The organism is Chryseobacterium sp. KBW03 (assembly GCF_003852415.1).
In the GTDB taxonomy this organism is placed as follows: domain Bacteria; phylum Bacteroidota; class Bacteroidia; order Flavobacteriales; family Weeksellaceae; genus Chryseobacterium; species Chryseobacterium viscerum.
Genome location: NZ_QAJO01000003.1, coordinates 537427 through 557136, shown reverse-complemented (window position 1 = coordinate 557136; position 19710 = coordinate 537427). Strand labels below are relative to the sequence as shown.

Annotated in this window: 19 protein-coding genes; 5 read left to right on the top strand and 14 right to left on the bottom strand. The window is 36.4% G+C overall.

Annotated features, from left to right (window positions below; all coding sequences use genetic code 11):
* The first annotated feature begins 109 nt into the window (after positions 1–109).
* Positions 110–427, top strand: coding sequence for a DMT family transporter (locus tag DBR39_RS06430; protein WP_103234005.1), 318 nt, complete (start codon positions 110–112; stop codon positions 425–427).
* 190 nt (positions 428–617) lie between these two features.
* Here DBR39_RS06430 and DBR39_RS06425 read toward each other — a convergent pair whose 3' ends face one another.
* The 6 genes from DBR39_RS06425 to DBR39_RS06400 all read right to left on the bottom strand — a co-directional run bounded on the left by DBR39_RS06425 (position 618) and on the right by DBR39_RS06400 (position 4625).
* The gene (locus tag DBR39_RS06425) at positions 618–1319 is read right to left on the bottom strand and encodes a LytR/AlgR family response regulator transcription factor (protein WP_185147142.1); all 702 of its coding nucleotides are present in this window, start codon (positions 1317–1319) and stop codon (positions 618–620) included.
* Positions 1300–2373 (bottom strand): sensor histidine kinase, encoded by a 1074-nt coding sequence (locus DBR39_RS06420; protein WP_124531523.1) that lies wholly within the window; start codon positions 2371–2373, stop codon positions 1300–1302. Before DBR39_RS06420 ends, DBR39_RS06425 begins: the two co-directional genes overlap by 20 nt.
* 140 nt (positions 2374–2513) lie before the next feature.
* Positions 2514–2909 (bottom strand): DoxX family protein, encoded by a 396-nt coding sequence (locus tag DBR39_RS06415; RefSeq protein ID WP_124531521.1) that lies wholly within the window; start codon positions 2907–2909, stop codon positions 2514–2516.
* A gap of 425 nt (positions 2910–3334) precedes the next feature.
* A complete protein-coding gene (locus DBR39_RS06410; protein ID WP_228447778.1) occupies positions 3335–3838 on the bottom strand; it encodes a TlpA family protein disulfide reductase in 504 nt (167 codons plus the stop codon).
* 1 nt (position 3839) lies between these two features.
* Positions 3840–4268 (bottom strand): rhodanese-like domain-containing protein, encoded by a 429-nt coding sequence (locus DBR39_RS06405; protein WP_124531516.1) that lies wholly within the window; start codon positions 4266–4268, stop codon positions 3840–3842.
* Between the two features lie 90 nt (positions 4269–4358).
* A complete protein-coding gene (locus DBR39_RS06400) occupies positions 4359–4625 on the bottom strand; it encodes a hypothetical protein (RefSeq protein ID WP_124531514.1) in 267 nt (88 codons plus the stop codon).
* A 152-nt stretch (positions 4626–4777) separates the two neighbouring features.
* Between DBR39_RS06400 and DBR39_RS06395 the strand changes: the two genes are divergently transcribed.
* The 3 genes from DBR39_RS06395 to DBR39_RS06385 all read left to right on the top strand — a co-directional run bounded on the left by DBR39_RS06395 (position 4778) and on the right by DBR39_RS06385 (position 8476).
* Positions 4778–5890 (top strand): hypothetical protein, encoded by a 1113-nt coding sequence (locus DBR39_RS06395; protein WP_124531512.1) that lies wholly within the window; start codon positions 4778–4780, stop codon positions 5888–5890.
* A 103-nt stretch (positions 5891–5993) separates the two neighbouring features.
* Positions 5994–7655: an FAD-binding dehydrogenase gene (locus DBR39_RS06390; RefSeq protein ID WP_124531510.1), complete on the top strand. Its 1662-nt coding sequence runs from the start codon at positions 5994–5996 to the stop codon at positions 7653–7655.
* 17 nt (positions 7656–7672) lie between these two features.
* Positions 7673–8476, top strand: coding sequence for an SDR family oxidoreductase (locus DBR39_RS06385; protein WP_124531508.1), 804 nt, complete (start codon positions 7673–7675; stop codon positions 8474–8476).
* A gap of 90 nt (positions 8477–8566) precedes the next feature.
* Here the strand turns inward: DBR39_RS06385 and DBR39_RS06380 are convergent, their stop codons facing one another.
* From DBR39_RS06380 to DBR39_RS06350, 7 genes are all read right to left on the bottom strand, one after another.
* The gene (locus DBR39_RS06380; RefSeq protein WP_124531506.1) at positions 8567–9376 is read right to left on the bottom strand and encodes a phosphatase PAP2 family protein; all 810 of its coding nucleotides are present in this window, start codon (positions 9374–9376) and stop codon (positions 8567–8569) included.
* A gap of 33 nt (positions 9377–9409) precedes the next feature.
* Positions 9410–11830: a TonB-dependent receptor domain-containing protein gene (locus DBR39_RS06375; protein ID WP_124531504.1), complete on the bottom strand. Its 2421-nt coding sequence runs from the start codon at positions 11828–11830 to the stop codon at positions 9410–9412.
* 55 nt (positions 11831–11885) lie between these two features.
* A complete protein-coding gene (locus DBR39_RS06370) occupies positions 11886–12641 on the bottom strand; it encodes a hypothetical protein (protein ID WP_124531502.1) in 756 nt (251 codons plus the stop codon).
* Positions 12642–12666: 25 nt separating this feature from the next.
* Positions 12667–13701 (bottom strand): sulfite exporter TauE/SafE family protein, encoded by a 1035-nt coding sequence (locus DBR39_RS06365; protein WP_124531500.1) that lies wholly within the window; start codon positions 13699–13701, stop codon positions 12667–12669.
* A gap of 96 nt (positions 13702–13797) precedes the next feature.
* Positions 13798–15084 carry a sensor histidine kinase gene (locus tag DBR39_RS06360; RefSeq protein ID WP_124531498.1) on the bottom strand — a complete coding sequence of 429 codons (1287 nt, stop codon included), beginning with the start codon at positions 15082–15084 and terminating at the stop codon, positions 13798–13800.
* Positions 15085–15166: 82 nt separating this feature from the next.
* Positions 15167–15526, bottom strand: a complete 360-nt coding sequence (locus DBR39_RS06355; protein WP_185147141.1) for a four helix bundle protein — start codon at positions 15524–15526, stop codon at positions 15167–15169.
* Positions 15527–15553: 27 nt separating this feature from the next.
* Positions 15554–16228, bottom strand: a complete 675-nt coding sequence (locus DBR39_RS06350; protein ID WP_124531494.1) for a response regulator transcription factor — start codon at positions 16226–16228, stop codon at positions 15554–15556.
* Between the two features lie 246 nt (positions 16229–16474).
* Here DBR39_RS06350 and DBR39_RS06345 point away from each other — a divergent pair, with 246 nt between their 5' ends.
* Entirely contained in the window at positions 16475–18322 is a 1848-nt protein-coding gene (locus tag DBR39_RS06345) for a chloride channel protein (protein WP_124531492.1), read from the top strand.
* 164 nt (positions 18323–18486) lie between these two features.
* Here the strand turns inward: DBR39_RS06345 and DBR39_RS06340 are convergent, their stop codons facing one another.
* The gene (locus DBR39_RS06340; protein ID WP_124531490.1) at positions 18487–19431 is read right to left on the bottom strand and encodes an aldo/keto reductase; all 945 of its coding nucleotides are present in this window, start codon (positions 19429–19431) and stop codon (positions 18487–18489) included.
* Between the last annotated feature and the right edge of the window lie 279 nt (positions 19432–19710).

Here is a 19710-nt window from a genome sequence, read left to right as displayed (position 1 = left end):
ATACTCCGTTTTATCTTTGATTTTTGCTGTGTCACTTAGTTTATATTATTGGATATGAATAGATAACGGTAATTTTGTAACAGTAGAAAACATCATTAAAATAAATAATATGAACTGGATTGCATTAATTATTGCAGGAATTTTTGAAATAGGTTGGCCTTTAGGGCTTAAACTCTCTCAACAGCCGGAAAATAACAAATGGAGCTGGATCATGTTTTCAGTCTTGTGTATGACCATTAGCGGCGGATTTCTCTGGTATGCTCAGAAAAGTATTCCTATCGGAACAGCATATGCCGTCTGGACAGGAATTGGTGCAGTAGGAACTTTATTGGTAGGGATTCTGTTTTTTCAGGACTCTGCAAGTATTTTAAGATTACTTTCTGCCTTACTGATTGTTGTTGGGATCGTTGGTCTTAAACTATTTTAAAAAAAGAAATTGGCTTAAGATTATTGCTAATCATTAAGCCAAATCATTATTCAACATTGAAATAATACACTAAATTTATTTATAATTGCAAACCTTTGGATTGAAGCATTGAGAATTCTCTTCCTCTGAAGGGATGGCGAAAATTGAAAGAATTTTTGACGCGGTGGTTTTAAACAATTTCATTCCAATCTTAAAGCTCCAGCAACGGTTTATAAGTCCTGCCAACAGGCAGTTTTTTTCCATTGATCTGAACAATATTAGCAGACTTTACTTCGATTTTTGATTTGGATATGATATATGATTTATGAATGCGGGCAAACTTTTTAGGAGGCAATGTTTCCTCCATTTTGCTGATGGGCATTTTGAAAGTAAAAGTTTCTGTTTTTGTATGAATATTAATGTATTCCCTTAAGCTTTCGATGTAAAAAATATCCTCTAAAATGATTTTAACCTGCTTTTTACCACTGCTGATAAAAATATAATCACGTTCAGATATTTCCAGTAAAGCATCTTCTGCTTCCATTAAATGCTTGAATTTTTCGACAGCCGTCAGAAAACGGTCATACGGAATAGGTTTCATCAGATAATCTGCAATATCCAGCTCATAGCCCTCCACCGCATACTGATGATAAGCTGTGGTAACGATAACAAATGGAGGATTTTTTATCTTCCTCAGAAAATCAAACCCTTTTACCACCGGAAGATGAAGATCCAGAAACATCAGATCCACCTCATGAATGCTCAAAAGACTGCTGGCATATACGGCGTCGGCACATTTTCCTACCAGGTTCAGTTCCGGATCCCGGGATACAAAGCTCTCCAGAATTTCTGCGGCAATAGGTTCATCTTCTACAATAATGCAGTTGTATTTTTTAGAGGCTGAGTGTATCATGGAAATCTATGGTTAGTTTTACAATATAGTGGTCATTATAATCCTCTACGGCAAGGGTATGAAAAGGATAAAGCAGTTCAAGCTGTCTGCGGATATTCTTCAGACCTATCTTCGTAGAATGCTCGTGAGGTCTTCCTTCTTTGGAATTTTCTATGAAATACGTAAGGATTTTGTTTCTCAACTGAATATCAATGGTGATAAATGTATCTCCTAAACTTTCGGAAACTCCATGTTTGAAGGCATTTTCTACAAACTGGATCAATATCAGCGGTGAAATTTCCTGAGAAGGATTATCAATATCCTCTTTAAAATTCACCGTAAGCTGGCGGTGTCGTATTTTCTGGATCTGTATAAAATCCTTAATATTTTCAATATCCTTCGCTATGGAAATGGTTTTTTCTGCCGCTTCATAGATATTATACCGCATTACCTTGGAAAGCTGAAGAATAACATCCGGAGTTTCATCAGCCTTTTTGAGAGCCATTCCGTAGATATTATTGAGAGTATTGAAAAGAAAATGCGGATTGATCTGTGCCTTGAGCATCGTCAGCTCCTGATCCAGTTTTTCCGACTTTAGCTGTGAGATCTGTTCTTTTAAAAGATTCTTCTGCCTTGTAATCTCAACCCCGAAAATAAGTCCTACCATAAAAATAAGATCCATAAAAGAATTGAATGCTACATAACCATTGATAAATCCCGATGCCTGCTTACCATCCAACGTTTCTGTGACGTCATAAATATAAGGATAAATGATATTATGGGCTAAAAACCGATGTCCTAAAACAGCGATTATCACAATAAAAATATAGCACAGATATTTTAAAAATTCTTTAAAACGAACTTTCTCATATACATACAGCAAAGCATACGCTAATGGAATTTTAACCAAAAAATAACCCAGCTCCAGAATAAGGGTATTCTGAAGTCTTATTTGCCATTTGAAGTCCGGAAACTGATACCTGGACCAATAAAAGTCAAGGTAAACTTCCAGAATATAATACAATATCCAAAAAAGCAAATGAATCCGTAACTTAGATGTATGGTCTGGTTTCAAGCTTATGATGATTTAATAGCACAAAGTACTGATTGTTCAATCAAATATAGAAATATAAGTCTACCAAATGAAAACAATGATCTACAAACTACTGGTTTTATACCCTTTTAATGGTAAAAATTGAAGTTTTTACCGGATGTCTAAGTGTTCTTTTTATTCAGAAATTTTAAATCAACTTCAGGATACATAAGATTGAAAAAACAGAAAATCAGCAGGATACTGAATTCAATCCCATTAGTTCCGCCCCCTACTACAAACCAGCCGTTCTGCCAGTGTACATAATAGATTCCGAAAACAAAAATGAGTATGTTAGAAATAGCCACTGGTTTGATCCATCTATCGATCCAAATTAATGGAACTGAGACGAGGTGTGTCAGTTTCAATGCCCAGGCTATATAAACCCCTGCAGGATAGAATCCTATACTGTCCAGATAAATATGTCCAAAATTATTGACATCTCCACTGAATATAGAAATCACACTGTGCATCAGCAAAATAACTGAAAGTGCCGAACGAAGGAAGAAATTCTTTTTCATAAGACCAAAATTAGTAGATGAAGTGAAAGCCCCTTTACTTTTGTATATCAACAACTTTGAAACAGATACGAAAATTATATTCTTTGTGTATGAACAGCATTTTAATGAAATAGAGCTAATAATAAATAATTTTTAATATTTCATGTTTTAGTGATATAATTGAAATAATTTATTATATTTACAATCATAATAACAATATACATGAAAAATACGCGATCAAATTCAATTACAGCTACTCATAGAACTTAAATAGAATATTTTATCGGACACAATGATTTATTCCCTCATGGTCATTTGTCTGTTTTCACAATGATGTTTTCAAATTATTTTGTACACAAGATTCTAATACACAAATACTTCTTTTCAACTAAAAAGAGCAGTAATTTATTTACTGCTCTTTTTAAATATCTATAAGATTTTATCTATTAATTCTGACTTAAATTTTTCTTTAAAAATTCATCCAGATCCTTACCATGAAGGTTTTTGGCTACAATAGTTCCCTGTCCATCGATGATAACGTTAAAGGGAAGTTCATCAATCTCGTAAAGTTTAGCAACAGGACTTTTCCAGAATTTCAAATCACTTATCTGTATCCAGTTGATACCAAATCTATTGATGGCTTTTTCCCAGCTTTCTTTATTCTTATCTAAAGAAACCCCCAGAATTTCAAACGCATTGTTTTTTATCTGGTCTGAATAGGTATCATAAATTGTTTTCAGTTGAGGCTGTTCCTCTACACAGGGAGCACACCATGTGGCCCAGAAATCGATCAGAACCAGCTTCCCCTTTAAAGTTGAAAGTGAAAATAAAGCTCCGTCTGCCTTAGTCATTGTAATTTCAGGAGCCTTCTGCCCTATTTCTATTTTAGTTTGAGAAAAAATAGGTCCTGAGAAAATCGTTAAAAATAATACGATAAAACCGGTCTTCATATTAATCATTTGTAGGGTAATCTTTGTCTAGCCAATCTGTTTTGATATTTTTCGGAAGATTTAATAGTTTCGCATTTTTGAATCCCATTTCCATCAACAATGCAAAAGCAGGGCGTATATTAGGACATTTCACGAAAGGACAGCATCCACAGTAGATGACAATTTCTTTGTTTTTAGGAACATTTTTAAGATAATTTCTTAGTTTTTCCAGATTTTCAGGCTCGTGCGTAGGTCCGATATCTACAGAACCTTTGATGATAGCTTCAGGTCCTACAGAAACAATGACCACATCTTTTGTTTTATTTTGTACAATTCTGGAAGCCAGTAACGCCGGGTCCATCAGCTGGCTGTCTTTCCATGGATCCTGTTTTTGCTGTGCCTGGCTGAAAAAAGAACAGACAAAACAAGCAATGATAAACAAATACTTCATACTTCTATTTTTCACAAAGATAAAAATGTTTTGTTGAGCGATCTGTACGGGATATAGGAAAATTAGTATTCATGGTAGATTTTGTACAAATCAGAACTTTTTTGGAGTGACATGAATCACATTTGAGGCTCCCGGTTCTATGACAAATTGAGTTCCTCCTTCCCTTTCATTCTCCCTGCCTTGTATGGCTGATCCCGTAACCAGAGTTAATTTTCCCTGAAAAACTGGATGTGGTGGTGATAGTGGAATTTCAATTTCCTCTTCCTCAAGCTGTATAATAATAGATTCTGCGTCAATAAGCTGTCGTGTTCCGTCCTTTGCAACAGCGAATGCTTGATATGTATGGGTTGTATTCATTTTTTTGCTATTAAAAGTGTCTATTTAAAAACCTTCACAAATATAAAAATACGGTTCTTATTGATCAGAGCTAAGAGTTTTTTGTATTTTAGTGGTAAGATTGATGAAAATCCTTTGTTGATCATGGTTTCTGAAAAAAGTAATATTGTTTTATGAAAGTAAGTTTTCCGGCTCATTGGGTTGAATTTATAAAAGTTTTCACAAAAAAATTTGAAAACGAGATCGTGTATGATATTGTGCATGTATTTCGAAGCAAAGAAGATGTTCAGGAACGATATGATACGTATCAGTTTGAAGAGTTTCTTCCGGGATATATTCCTGTTGCTGATGATTCGGGGGGACAAGTTGCTTTAATTTCCAAAAAAGAAAATGATACCAGGGTTTATATAAGCTCCTATAGTGTTTTGCAGGAAGAATTACTGAAAGTATTGGATCGCGATTTAATGCACTGGATGCAGCAAAGGTTTCCATTTGAGAGAAAACAGATTTCTCTATCAACCGAAGATTTGGAGAAAAGAGCAATCGAAAATAAGAATCTGTTTCAACGGATTTCTTCTTATCCTGCTATTATACAGTTTCTTAAAAAGGCAGTTACTTCAGAAATTCTCCTATTCCCTGAAAATTATGCGGTGGCAGATCAAATCTATTATTTTCAGGATGGCTATCACTATAATTCAGTTGAAAATAAAATACACAGCAGTAATGCTTCCGGTGATTTTAAGCTTGACTGGGTTGTATTGGCAACCAATTATTTTGCAGATCCCTTCTTTATTGATTTAAATGAACATGCTACCGGTTTTCCAGTGTATTTTGCCTATCATGGGCAAGGTTTCTGGGAACCTATAAAAGTGGCTGAAAATTTAATTTCCTTTCAAAAAATGTTGGATGATGTTTATGCTGTAGGATTTGATAAAGAGGCACTGATGAATTATTTCAGTCAGTATGAGGATGTCAATAATTCTTTCTGGGGAGAAGTTTGTGAAACCATAGAAAATATGGAAGAAACGACGGAGAACACTGCGGAAGACGAGATCACAGCATCATACTGGCAGAAGGCCAATTTATACATTACCGATATCGGCCCCAATAAAATGAAAATTATTGCTTTGCTGAAAAAAGAACACAACCTGTCTGGATCAGAAGCATTGGAGCGGAGTAAAAGTAACAGAATTCTATTCAGAACAGGGTATTACCAGTGGTTGCAGCATGATGGTAAAGACCTGGAAAATTTAGGAGCTCAGGTTGAATTTGAAATCTTAGAATAAAAGACCTGCAAATGATATGCTATTGATAGTTCTTTTATCTCATTGGAGAACAAATATTTTATACATTTATATCAAAGTATCATTCAATAAAAATACCTGAAAAATGGAAGAAAAATTCCAGCCTGATGCCATTATCATAGGAACCGGACTGGCAGGGCTTACTGCTGCGATGGAAATTACCAATGCAGGAAAAAAAGTACTGCTTTTAGATCAGGAAACGGAGCAGAATATAGGTGGGCAGGCCTTCTGGTCTTTTGGAGGCTTATTCCTGATTAATTCTCCTCAACAAAGAAAAGTAGGAATCAAAGATTCTTATGAACTCGCTTTGCAGGACTGGAAAGGGACTGCAGGCTTTGACCGCCCGGAAGATTACTGGCCCCGCCAATGGGCTGAAGCTTACCTTAAATTTGCGGCAGGTGAAAAATATGAATACATTTCTAAACTGGGAATCAAACTCATGTTTATGGTAGGCTGGGCAGAACGCGGTGATGGCTCTGCAACAGGTCATGGAAATTCTGTACCCCGCTTTCATGTCAGCTGGGGAACCGGTACAGGCGTTGTAAAACCTTTTGTAGAAAAGGCGTACAAAGCTCAGGAAAAAGGATTGCTGCAGATGAAGTTCAGGCACAGAGTGACAGAATTGTTCGTAGAAAATGGAAAAATAAAAGGTCTTAAAGGAGATATCCTTGAAAATGATATTCAGGAAAGAGGGGCTTCTACCAACAGAAATGTGATCTCACAGTTTGAGTACACAGCACCAAATATTATTATAGCTTCTGGAGGTATTGGTGCCAATCATGATCTGATCAGGAAAAACTGGCCCGAAAGATTGGGAAAAGCACCGGAAAATATGGTGTGCGGAGTTCCCGCTTATGTAGATGGGAAAATGATTGGTATTGCTGAAAATGCAGGGGCTCATATCATTAATCCTGACAGAATGTGGCATTATACAGAAGGTATACAGAACTGGAATCCCATCTGGCCCAAGCATGGAATCCGGATATTGCCGGGACCTTCTTCCTTATGGTTTGATGCAAAAGGTAAACGTCTGCCCGCTCCTTTTCTTCCCGGATTTGATACATTGGGAACATTAAAATATATCCAGGATACTGGTTTTTCTTATTCGTGGTTTATCCTGACCCAGAAAATTATCAAAAAAGAGTTCGCCCTTTCAGGATCAGAGCAGAATCCGGATATTACGAATAAAGACTATGTTCTTTTCCTAAAGAGGATTTTCGGTAAAAAAGCCCCTGGACCAGTAGAAGCTTTTAAAGAGCATGGAAAAGACTTTATCGTATCGGATAATCTGGAAGATCTGGTTAAAAGGATGAATGAATTAACAGGTAATAATCTTTTGGATTATGAAAAGATAAAATCTCAAATTGAAGCCAGAGACAGAGAATTAAACAATACATTTTCGAAAGATACTCAGGTCAATTATATCCGGAATACCCGGAATTATTTAGGAGATAAACTGGGTCGTGTAGCTTCTCCTCATAAGATTCTCGCTCCGGAAAATGGACCTTTAATTGCGGTACACCTTAATATTTTAACCCGTAAAACGCTGGGCGGAATAAAAACCAATCTGAACGGACAGGTATTAAGAGATGATGACAGTATCATTGAAGGATTGTATGCGGCCGGGGAAGTCGCTGGTTTTGGCGGCGGCGGAATGCATGGCTACCGGGCACTAGAAGGAACTTTTCTGGGAGGCTGTATTTTTTCAGGAATGAAAGCCGGAAAATATATTGCCGGACTTCCATAAGATAATTAAGTAAAAATATGAGTAATTATTTTGATCATAAAGTCATTTGGATCACCGGAGCTTCATCAGGTATTGGAGAAGCGTTGGTGAAAGATCTGGCAAAGAACAGCAATGCAAAAATAATCCTTTCTTCAAGAAAAGAAGAACAGCTTCATTCAGTGGCTAAAAATGCAGGATTGAGCTCTGACCGATATGCTGTAATTGCTTTGGACCTGAAGAATTATAAAGAAATGCCTGATATGGCAGCGAAAGCAGCTGAACAGTTCGGAAAGATTGATATACTGATTAATAATGCAGGATTATCACAACGTTCTTTGGCTATGGAAACTGACATTGAAGTAGATAAACAGCTGATAGATATTGATTATATAGGAACTGTAGCCCTTACTAAAGCGGTTGTACCGTATATGATCAGAAACAAAGGAGGACAGATTGCGGTTGTATCCAGCCTGATGGGAATATTCGGGGCTCCTATGCGAAGCGGATACGCTGGTGCAAAGCATGCACTGCATGGTTTTTTCGATGCGCTCCGGGCAGAATTATTCGATAAGAATATTAAAATCACCATTATTTGTCCAGGATTTATTCAAACAGATATTTCGGTACATGCCGTTACCGGAGATGGTTCTGTGCAGGGAACAATGGATGATGCCACAATGAACGGAATGCCTGCAGATGTTTTTGCAAAAAGGATGTTGCATGCCATTGAAAAGCAGAAGATACAAAAAGCTATAGGAGGCAGAGAAGTAATGGCTGTTTATCTGAAAAGATTCTTTCCCAATCTTCTGGCAAAAATCATCCGTAAAGCGAAAGTGGTTTGATAAAATATAAAATTAAAAAGCACGATCCATTCATGAAACGTGCTTTTTAATCAATACCATAAAATAACAGCAGGAAGCTTTATGGTAATACTAAAAGGTTTTCACCCATCCTATCCCTACGATTTTATTTTGGTAAAATGGCATTACCATGTTGGATGAAAATGTATTTTTACTTTTATTTTTTCCTCTCAGCAAATTGTCGATTCTTGGAAACAGCCAATAAGCCAGTTCTGTAGAAAGAATTCCAAAACCGGCTCCTGCAACCACATCTCCCAGCCAATGCTTGTCATTCAGCATTCTGTATACTCCTGTAAATACGGCAAAAGGATATCCTGAAAGACTCAGCCAGAAATTGGTGTCTTTATATTCCCGGAACATGAACTGCGCTGAGGAAAATGCTGTAGCAGCGTGCCCTGAAGGAAAAGATAACGTATTGGAACCATCAGGCCTTTCTTCCTTGACAAGATATTTTAATGGTATGGTAAATGCTGCCGCAATCAGTTGTGAAGAGGCATAGATAATGGTACGGTCTCTGAGGTTATGTTTCCCTTTTATCCCTATAGCATTCAGTCCATATACCATCGCAGCAGGAGCATATTGGGTATAATTATCCAGGTTCATACGGGTAGGCTGATGCTCATTGATTTCAAATCTTGTGGATTGATTAAGCTGTTTGAGATTATTCATCGTTAAACCTGCTACCCCATAAGCAATGAATGCTCCAGGAATGATCAGACTTTTATAATTCAGCGTGTTTTTTTGACTACCGGAAGTCATGATGCTGTCCTGTACAGGTGTCTGAACTGTTATCGTGTCATTGGTGTTCTGAGCACTGACTCTGCTGGCCAATGAACTCAAAATCATCATATAAATAAGTGTTTTTTGAAAGTACTTTTTCATCCTAAATCACATTTATAGTTTTTCAATTCTGTATTAAAATTTATAGCTGTATCCCAGTCGAACGACCTGAGTTTCATAATAATCATTACTGGTATAAGCGAATCCATTTCCCTGGATAGATTTTTTTATGACCATTGTATTCAATACATCTGAAGCATTCAAAAACAATTCACCTTTCCCTTTCTGAATGGCTTTTTTCACTCCTATATCCATGGAGAATCTCGATTGTATCTTTCCCTGCGGAATAATATCCGGAGCCAGATAAACAAGGGTAAACTGAGCATCTAATCCTTTTGTAAAATGGAAAATATTATTCATCTTGATATTTCCGGAGATGGCCGTCTGCTGATCTGCCGAGAACGTATTGGGTTCAGGATACGGGTTTTGTACGGTAAATGCATTGATCTGATTGCGGTAAATATTTCCATTCACATTCAAGGAATAAACACCGGATATCTTTTGGTTCCATATGGTTTCGATTCCTGTATTATAGCTTTTTCCTGCATTCTGGAATAGGGCATAAATAAGATTGCTGTTCGGTACAATACTTGAGATTCTGGTGATTGTTCCATTGGCAAAACGATGGTGTAATGCAGAATACAGATACCCATTATCCCAATTGTGTTTATATCCAAGCTCAACAGAATTGGTAAACTGGGGCCTTAATGCCGGATTCCCTACTTTAATGATTTCAGCATCATCATACTTTGGAAAAATCCTGATATCTACTTCATTGGGGCGGTCTACCCTTCTGTTATAAAAGACAGAGAATTTATTGCGGTCATCCAGCTTGTAAGCCAGCCTGAAATTTGGAAAAGGCTGTGTATAATTATATCCATCACTTTTATAAGTAGGATGATTTGGATTGACATCATATTGAATTCTTACGTATTCCAGTCTGAGTCCCAGCTCTGCTTCCCATTTCTCATTTTCGAAAATGTAGTTTCCATACACCGCAGGAATAAATTCTTTATAATCGGCTTTCCCTCCGGCGGAAACATCCAGAACGGAATTGACCCCGGGAATAAAATTCATATTCGTAGGGATACTTCTGCTTCTCAGCTTAATCCCTGTTTCTATTCTCCCGTATTTCAACGGTTTTACATAATCTACATTGAAATCATAAACCTGTTCGTCAGATAATAATTTAAAAGCATCTGTCCCTGTAGAAGCGGGAAGATAATTATCATAAAAATATTTTTCATCTTCTCTGTGGAATGTATAATTGAAACCTACATTCAGGACATGCCCGGCATCTTTGAACTTATGCTGATAGGAAGCGGTTCCCATCACGGTTGTTTTCAATTCGTCTTCCAAAAACTGCCACAGACGGAGACGCTGGGAAAAATCTCCATTAAAAAAAGGCTGATCTCCCCTGTCAATGATCTTTTCACTTCCATACATTCCTGAAACAGTTATTGTATTCTGTGAATCAATAGTCCAGTCTATTCCCGCTTTGGTAGTAAAGAAATTGGTATTTCTGTTTCTTTTCAGCTGAGAATTAATAACGGTTCCATCATCGTAAGTACGCGTTACAAATTCATTCTTGTTAAGTGTTTCAGTATATAGATTATCGGCTTGTAAAAATATATTGACTTTGTTTTTTCTGTAATTGACAGATAATGAAGGATTAATCTTTGGTGTCAGCGTATACTGCGGTCTTATCGTGGGAAGATTTTCTTTTCTTACCCAAAGCGAACCTAAGCCCGTGGTAAATCCTGCTTTTCCATTCCATCCGTTCTGCTTATTCTTTTTCATGATAATATTGATGATCCCTGCATTCCCATTGGCATCGTATTTCGATGAAGGATTGTTGATAATTTCAATTCTATCAATTGCAGAAGCAGGAATATTATCCAATCCGGTCTGGCTTCCAAAACCTGTAAGAGCGGTCTGTTTCCCATCAATCAATACTGTTACCTTATCATTTCCTCTTAGCTGTACTTTACCATCCTGTACAGTTATTCCAGGAAGATTTTGCATGCTTTGTAATACAGATCCTCCACTTTGGCTGATGTTGTCTGCTACAGAATATGTTTTTTTATCAAGCCGGCTGTCAATTTCATTCTTTTTGGAAGCAGTAATGGTGATGGCTTCTATCTTAGTTTCACTATCATGTTTCTGAGCGAGTTCAATAGCAGGAATTTCAAGAAACTCAGAAAGGCTTCCTATAAAAACAGGCTGTACTTGTGAATGATATCCCGCAATGGAGGTTTCCAGAAGATAATGATCCGGTTTAATACCTGTAATAGAAAATCTTCCTTCTTCATTGGTAATCGTTCCCACCGTAAATGCGCTGTCTTTTTCTTTTTTTAAAATAATATGGGCATAAGGTAATGTGGTTTTATCTTTATTGGTGACTTTTCCTGATAACGTTACAGAGGTTGTCTGTGCAGAAACCATAGAGGAAATTACGATGCAGGTTGGAAAAAATAACAGTTTTGTTCTATTCATTTTACTCATCTTACTCATCTTTATTTTCTTAATAATCTTCTTCGGTATAGGAGAATCATTCGTGCTGAAAGGGTAACTCCCTATTGTGCTTTCTTTGAGAAATAATAATCAACAGAACCATCAGTGTGAGGGATATCAGAGAGGCATTGAGTGTTCCAAGGTCAAGCCCCCCTTTGGCTAAAGGTTTGGTTAAAAGATCCCCGAAGGTTGCACCAAATGGTCTTGTAAATACAAATGCAATCCAAAACAGGACAACGTGATTGATTTTCGTAAAGTAATGCATCACCACCACTACTAATATAATCAGTCCGGTTACCAAGGCTCCCGTCAGATATCCAAGTCCTAAATTATCGCTCAGAAAATCTCCAAATGCAGTTCCCAGACTATTGGAAAACAGTATAGCAGTCCAATAATAGAATTCTTTATTTCTTTCAAAAATCGGGTATACTTCAAGGTTGCCATACTTTTTGTACCATAAGAACAAGGAAATCAAAAGTCCTGAAAGAAGGATTAGGCTGCCTGCAAAATATCCGGTTTTTAAAGTTCTGTCGATACAATCTGAAATTTCGGTTCCTAACGTTGTCGTTCCTATAATCACCATCCAGTACACCGAGGGAATATATTTTTTCACCTGAAGCTGTACTGTTAGAATGACGATAAAAAATAGCAGGGTAACCAAAATTCCTATGACATATCCCAGATTAAGTGTCATGGATATAAAATCACCAAGTGTTTCTCCTAACGTGGTCGCTATGATTTTCATCAACCAGAAAAGCAGAGTGACCGCTGCAACTTTGTTTGCTGTTCTCATGTCTTATTTTTTTATAGGTGAATGATCAGGCTTTAAATTTGGTAAGTACATTGTCTTTGTAACAATAGAATTCATGAATGGTCTCTTTTCCCAGAGCATACACTTTTTCTATATGAACTTCGTCGTAGTATTCCATCAGGGAATGGTATTTCTCTTTAAGGTTTCCTGATAATTCTTCAGGCTGCACAGTCTTTTCAACTTCAAGTCCTTTACTTGCCTTATATTCGAATACCATACGGCTGTTTTTCCAGGACATGGAATAAACATTTTCATGTGGTGTAGAGGAATTCTTTACCACAATATTATCCTGTTGAATGATTTTTCCGGAAGTACTCGTGAATAAAATGACTCCTGATATCACCATTGCTCCATACCCTATTTTTTTAAACAGGTTTTCGCTAAGGTGCGGAAGAATATATTTTACCGTATATGACGAAACTATAGCAGCTCCTGCAATGGCAATCCCCAGCCATAATGCTGTATTGGAATATAATCCTAATGAAATGTAAATAATAAGCTTAATAAAGTGAAGAAAAACTTCATTGGCTGCCCGTGTAGCTACAATTTCCTCTTTTTTAAGACCAAATTTTAAATAAAAACGATTGAAAAGAAGCCCAACAGCTCCGGTAATTCCTGAAATGAAACCGGCAGAAAAACCAATAAGTGCCAATGCAGATTTCGGATATTCTTTGCCTGTTTCCTCAATCTTATTTTTAGAGGCAAAAAGCTGTGGAAGATTGGCAATAAGGAAAAAAGCAACAGCCAGCTGAAGATAGTTTGGGTTGACATATTTGATCAGGTAAGCTCCCAATAATACCGCCGGAATAGAGAAAGGAACAAACCATAAAAATATTTTCCAGTTGATATGTTTCTTAAATACAGCAATCCGGGAGGCAGAACTTGTAAAAGTGCCAATCGTCAGAGAAAAAGGGACCAGAGAGGTAGGAAGCAGCAAATTCAAAATTGGAATCAGAATAAGACTTGCACCGCCTCCACAAATGGCGCTGATCCAAAATGCAAGGATTGTTCCTGCGAATAAAAGGGCAATTTTTAAAATCATTTCTAAATAAAATATATACCTCAGTATGTTTTCTATACAAAGGTGCAATCCGATTTAGAAGAAATTTAGAATTGTCTGAAGCAGGGTGTTTTTTAACTATAAATTAACAGTGAAAACATGTTGGTTATTCTCAAATCTGTAACTGATGTTCCAATGATGAAACTTACTTATTTCCTGTATAATAGAAAGCCCCAGCCCGCTTCCGCTGTTATCCATTGAAAGTTTTGAAAATCTTTTGAACAGCAAATCTGTTTTCAGTTTTTCCATCCCGGAATTAGAAATTTCAAAGAAAGAACTGTTCAGGTGGATATTGAGAGTACCTCCGGGAGAAGTATGACGAATCGCATTGATGATGAGATTATTGATCAGTATTTCAGTGAGAATGCTGTTTCCCCTAACCACTACATTAGAGGAGATCTCTTTCTGAACAGAAATATTTTTTTGTTCAATATGTTCCCCGAGAATCTCAATACTTTGATGAAGCAGATGATCAAAGGAAATAGTTTCTGAACTGTCAAACTGGTTATTGTCAATTTTAGCAAGAAGCAAAAGATTTTTATTGATGCGCGAACTTCTCGTAAGTGCTCTGTTCATATCTTCTGCAATCCGATACTGTTTTTCAGTGAGATCCTGATCCTGAAGCAAAAGATCCAGCTTATTCTTGATAATGGCGAGCGGAGTTTGCAGCTCATGAGATGCATTTTCTGTAAATTCTTTCTGAGTTTTATAGGCAGAAATATTACGTTCTATCAGCCTGTAAAGAGATTGATTAAGCTCTTCAAATTCAACCGTATCAGAAATCGGAAATTTCAGTGTATTCTGACTGTTAAGGTTAAAAGTCTTCAGCTGATCCAGTGTATCCCTGAACGGTTTCCAGATAGATGTAGAAAGTTTTCTGTTCAAATATAAAAGCCCAACTACAATGACTATAAAGAAAAATATGGTGATCATTGCGATCACAGCGATTGTTTCATGAGATTCTTCAATATTGGTCTGTATCGTAAAAAGATAAGGTTTGCCATGAAGATAAATTACCTTTTTAAGACATCTGTAGCGCTCTTTTTTTTGCTCTGATATAAAAGGAAGGTGTTTTTCATATGTATATATCGTGTCTCTTTTAATCTGGCCGGAAGAGATTTTCTCAATATTCGTTTCAGGCTGAATATGGTTCCATAGTTCAAGACTTTTTTCCAGCGCTTCATCAGACAGCTTTAGCTGGTTGAATTCATAAGCTGTTTTCTCAACAATAATCTGATTATGCTCATCCAGCTCACTTTTCCAGATCGTATCTACCACAAAATAATATACAGGAATACTTATCATCAGTACAATAAGTACGTAGATAAGAAAGGGTTTCGTGGTTTTGGTAAGTAGAGGCTTCACAGTAATGATGAATGATGAATTATAAATTATGGATTATGAATTCTTTTTTTTTCGAAAAATAGTAAAGTTTTTAACTTCTGTTTTATGATTTATTTTTTGTTGTAATGATAATACTTCGGGTTATTTTTAATATTTCAGTTGCTTCATTACTTATGCTTTCATATTCAGTGGATGATAAATAATCGGTATGAAATAAAAGCTCGATCCAGTAAATAGATTCATCACATTCTTTTTGGGCAATAGCGAGTTTATGAACAAAATCTGCTTTACTTTCTGCATTCTGTGATTCTCTTACTAAAGCTCCTACCGCTGTTCCGCTTCTTAATAACTGTTTACTCAGAACATATTCATTCTTATGAGTTGAAAGATATTTATAAAGATTAATAATCCTTATTGCAAAGCTAAAACTGTTATCTTTCAGCGCATTTTTCTTTTCACTCATAATTTATAATTCATCATTCATAATTATTTAAACTTCCCACTTATACCCCGTTCCATATACCGTTTTTAGATAATGCCCGCATCCGGCATCATAAAGCTTTTTCTTAAGGTTTTTTACGTGTGCATAAACAAAGTCATGATTATCAAGCATATCTGCAAAATCCCCGGAAAGATGTTCAGCTAATGTACTTTTGGAAATTACTTTATTTTTGTTGCCAATAAAATAAATTAAGAGATCAAATTCTTTCTTAGTCAGTGAAATGACTTCATCATTTACCGATACTGTTTTGGCCAGCAAATCAATCTGAAGTTCATTTTGTGTTACCACATTAGAGCTGCTGAACTGTTTTCTCCGGATAATAGAATATACCCTTGCCATAAGTTCCGAAAGATGAAAAGGTTTGGTAAGATAATCATCAGCACCCAGTTTCAGCCCTTCAATTTTATCATCAAGCGCATTTTTGGCAGAAATAATAATGACACCATCCTGTTTCTGCTGTTTTTTTAATTCTTCCAGAATCTTCAGACCATTCCCATCCGGAAGCATAATGTCCAATAAAATACAGTCATATACAAACGTTTCTATTTTGTTCATAGCCTCACTAAATGTACTGGCAGATTCACAGAGATAATGCTCTCCGGACAGATATTCGGAAATACTTTTGGCAAGCTCTGCTTCGTCTTCAACGATTAGAATTTTCATGCAATAAAACTATTATTAAATTTCGAAGAAATTTTGAACTCAAAATAAAAGTTAATCATAATATAGCAAAAAAACACTGAAATCACATTATAAAACATTGATTTACAACTTTAAATAAATCTTACATTTTTTAAGTTTAAAAAAGAATACCCATATTTTGGAAAGCCCTTTTTATGATTTTTTATTATATATTTCATAAATTTACGGTGCTGTATCAATCTGATGATAGTGTAAAATGTTTCGAAGGTGAAAATTCACAACAAAAAAAAATACCTAAGCTTCCTTAAATTCAAAAGAGATTTCCAGAAATACGGATTAGAAAAAGCACGCAGTTATGAGCTCATCCTGCATTGGCTGAATAACAGATTGAGCAGAAACCAATTTCTCGTTCTTTCAGGGATTCTGGTAGGCTGTACCGCAGGTCTTGCCGGAGTTATTCTGAAAACCCTGGTACACAATATTCATTATTTCATTACCAATAAAGTTCATTTTGAATATCAGATATTATTCTATATCGTTTTTCCTTTTTTAGGAATTGTTCTGACCACGATGATTGTTCTGACCTTGTTTAAAGGACAGGATCGTAAAGGTATCGGAGCCATTCTCTATGAGATTGCACAGAATTCCAGTATTGTAGCTTCTGTTAAAATGTATTCGCAGGTGATACAGAGTGCGGTGACCGTAGGCCTGGGAGGCTCTGCCGGATTGGAAAGTCCGATTGCGGTGACCGGAGCGGCTATTGGTTCAAACTATGCACAGACGTACAGATTGAGCTACAAAGAACGTACATTATTGCTGGCTGCCGGTGCTACAGCGGGAATTGCGTCTGCCTTCAACGCTCCCATTGCAGGGATTATGTTTGCGTTTGAAATTCTTTTGACTGGAGTGGTTTTTACAGATTTTATTCCTTTGGTGGTTGCTGCAGTCTGCGGAAGTCTTTTATCAAGGATTTTGCTTCAGGAAGATGTTCTTTTCAGATTTTATACAAGAGATCCTTTCAACTATAAAAATGTTCCGTATTATCTTATTTTAGGAATATTTACAGGTTTGTATGCCCGTTACTTTGTGATCATTTCTCAAAAAGTGGAGCATTTTATTAAAGGGCTTCAGCTTTCGAGAATGCGTAAAGCAATGTTTGGAGGTGCGGTACTTTCGCTTTTATGTGTCCTTTTTCCTCCTTTATTCGGAGAAGGATATGAAACCGTAAAAGCCTTTACCAACGGAAATACCTACTCTATTATTGAAAACAGTTTTTTTAGATATTTTGAGATCGGAGACTGGACGATTATTATATTTTTAGTGCTTGTATTGCTTTTAAAAGCATTTGCAACTTCTTTCACCATATTTAGCGGTGGAAACGGAGGTAATTTTGCACCTTCCCTTTTTGCAGGCGGAACTTTAGGTTATTTATTTGCACTGATTTGTCAGCATTTAGGCTTTACGGATGTTCCGGTGACCAATCTTGTTTTGGTGGGAATGGCCGGAGCGATGAGCGGTGTTTTGTATGCTCCGCTTACCGCCATATTTCTGATTGCGGAATCCAGTTTTGGATATGACCTGTTTATCCCTCTGATGATTGTTTCTGTAATCTCTTATCTTATTGCAAAATGGTTCTCTCCAATTTCTCCGGAACTGAAATCTTTAGCAGATGAAGGAAAGATATTCACTAATAAACACGATAAAAACCTTCTTTTTGCCTTAAGAACAGAAGATTTTATTGATAAATATTCGCAGACGATCAATGAAAATGCTTCCGTGACAGAGTTATTTGAAATGGTAAAAAATGGCGATAAAAATATTTTTGCCGTTGTAGATGAAAACCGCAAATTAAAAGGAGTTCTTACATTGGATGATATCAGACCTTATCTTTTTAACAAAGAGATTGATGTTTCCCAGATGGTGGTTCAGTTGATGAAGGCCCCACCGGCAATACTTCATCGTGAAAATAAGCCGTTGGAAATTCTTCAGACTTTTGATGATACCGGAGTATGGAACCTGCCCGTAATCAGTGATAATAATGATTTTATAGGCTTTATTTCAAAATCTTCAATATTGATGAGCTACAGACAGCTATTGAAAGAATATTCTGATTAATAGTAAAAACCGGATATGACATCCGAAAACCTGAATTCTCTTCCTCTGGAGGGGTGGCGAAAATTCAAAGAATTTTTGACGGGGTGGTTAGCATTCATCGAATCATAAAAAAATCCGTTCAGCAATGAACGGATTTAATTTTAATCTATAATGAAAGTCGAAAACTAGTTGCTCGCGTTATTCAGCAGCTCAATATCTTCCTGATCCAAAACCAGTTTAGGAGCATTGAATACCGTTTCAAGCTGTGATGCACTGGTAGCACTTACAATCGGTGCTGTAATCAATGGATTGGATAATAACCATGCCAGAGAAACCGTTCCCTGAGTGGTATTATGCTTTGCACTCACCTGATCCAGTGCTTTTAAGACTTCAAGTCCTTTTGGATTTAAATATTTTCTTACCCCTTCACCTCTTGCACTTTTTGCCAGATCTGCTTCATCACGGTATTTACCTGTTAAGAAACCTGCTGCCAAAGACCAGTATGGAAATACACTTAAATCAAACTGTTCTGCCAGAGGAGCATAGTTTGTCTCAAAGCCTTCTCTTTCCATTAAGTTGTAATGAGGCTGTAAAGCAACATATTTAGGAAGATTATTCTTTTCAGCGGCTTCAAATGATGCTTTTAAACGTTCTGGTGATAAGTTGGAAGCAGCGATATAGCGTACTTTTCCAGCTTTAATAATTTCATCATACGCAGAAAGTGTTTCTTCTACGGGAGTGATATTGTCGTCAAAATGAGTGTAATAAATATCAATATGATCCGTCTGAAGTCTTTGCAGGGACTCATCTACCGATTGTAAGATATGTTTTCTGCTGATATCATAACCATGCTCTTTGGTTTCAGAACCCACCTTCGTAGCCAAAACAATATCATCACGATTCGCACGGCTTTTCATCCATTTTCCGATGATTTCTTCAGACTGTCCGCCTTTACCATTTACCCACCATGAATACGTATCTGCAGTATCTACAAAATTAAAACCAGCTTCTGCAAAGCGGTCCAGTATATCAAATGATTGTTTCTCATCCAGCGTCCATCCAAAAACATTTCCTCCGAAATTGATTGGAGCAATCGTTAAATCGGTATTTTTGATCTTTCTTTTTTCCATAAAAATAATTTTACTAAGTGACGTCTAAGGTAAGGAATATTAAGCCTGAAGAAAATTCAAAATAGCCATTCACTCCATAGTTATTATAAATAGAAATGCTGATGTTTCCTAAGTTTTTTTGATTATTGTTTTGTTGGAGAAACGCAAAGGCGCAAAGATTTATAGAATTATTGTGTATTTAAGGCGCAAGAAAATCATAGATTTTCAGCAAATGGTATGTTATAAATTTTTCCTGTAGATCTTTTCATTATCATCTGCTTAATTTACAGCATTTGCGAG

Excerpts from the sequence above, each read along its gene's own strand:
- DBR39_RS06370 (WP_124531502.1), bottom strand. The coding sequence starts at position 12,641 with ATGAGAACAGCAAACAAAGTTGCAGCGGTCACTCTGCTTTTCTGGTTG.
- DBR39_RS06400 (WP_124531514.1), bottom strand. The coding sequence starts at position 4,625 with ATGAATACAACCCATACATATCAAGCATTCGCTGTTGCAAAGGACGGA.
- DBR39_RS06355 (WP_185147141.1), bottom strand. The coding sequence starts at position 15,526 with ATGAGTGAAAAGAAAAATGCGCTGAAAGATAACAGTTTTAGCTTTGCA.
- DBR39_RS06350 (WP_124531494.1), bottom strand. The coding sequence starts at position 16,228 with ATGAAAATTCTAATCGTTGAAGACGAAGCAGAGCTTGCCAAAAGTATT.
- DBR39_RS06430 (WP_103234005.1), top strand. The coding sequence starts at position 110 with ATGAACTGGATTGCATTAATTATTGCAGGAATTTTTGAAATAGGTTGG.
- DBR39_RS06405 (WP_124531516.1), bottom strand. The coding sequence starts at position 4,268 with ATGAAGTATTTGTTTATCATTGCTTGTTTTGTCTGTTCTTTTTTCAGC.
- DBR39_RS06375 (WP_124531504.1), bottom strand. The coding sequence starts at position 11,830 with ATGAATAGAACAAAACTGTTATTTTTTCCAACCTGCATCGTAATTTCC.
- DBR39_RS06380 (WP_124531506.1), bottom strand. The coding sequence starts at position 9,376 with ATGAAAAAGTACTTTCAAAAAACACTTATTTATATGATGATTTTGAGT.
- DBR39_RS06340 (WP_124531490.1), bottom strand. The coding sequence starts at position 19,431 with ATGGAAAAAAGAAAGATCAAAAATACCGATTTAACGATTGCTCCAATC.
- DBR39_RS06365 (WP_124531500.1), bottom strand. The coding sequence starts at position 13,701 with ATGATTTTAAAAATTGCCCTTTTATTCGCAGGAACAATCCTTGCATTT.
- DBR39_RS06415 (WP_124531521.1), bottom strand. The coding sequence starts at position 2,909 with ATGAAAAAGAATTTCTTCCTTCGTTCGGCACTTTCAGTTATTTTGCTG.
- DBR39_RS06425 (WP_185147142.1), bottom strand. The coding sequence starts at position 1,319 with ATGATACACTCAGCCTCTAAAAAATACAACTGCATTATTGTAGAAGAT.
- DBR39_RS06390 (WP_124531510.1), top strand. The coding sequence starts at position 5,994 with ATGGAAGAAAAATTCCAGCCTGATGCCATTATCATAGGAACCGGACTG.
- DBR39_RS06410 (WP_228447778.1), bottom strand. The coding sequence starts at position 3,838 with ATGAAGACCGGTTTTATCGTATTATTTTTAACGATTTTCTCAGGACCT.
- DBR39_RS06395 (WP_124531512.1), top strand. The coding sequence starts at position 4,778 with ATGAAAGTAAGTTTTCCGGCTCATTGGGTTGAATTTATAAAAGTTTTC.
- DBR39_RS06385 (WP_124531508.1), top strand. The coding sequence starts at position 7,673 with ATGAGTAATTATTTTGATCATAAAGTCATTTGGATCACCGGAGCTTCA.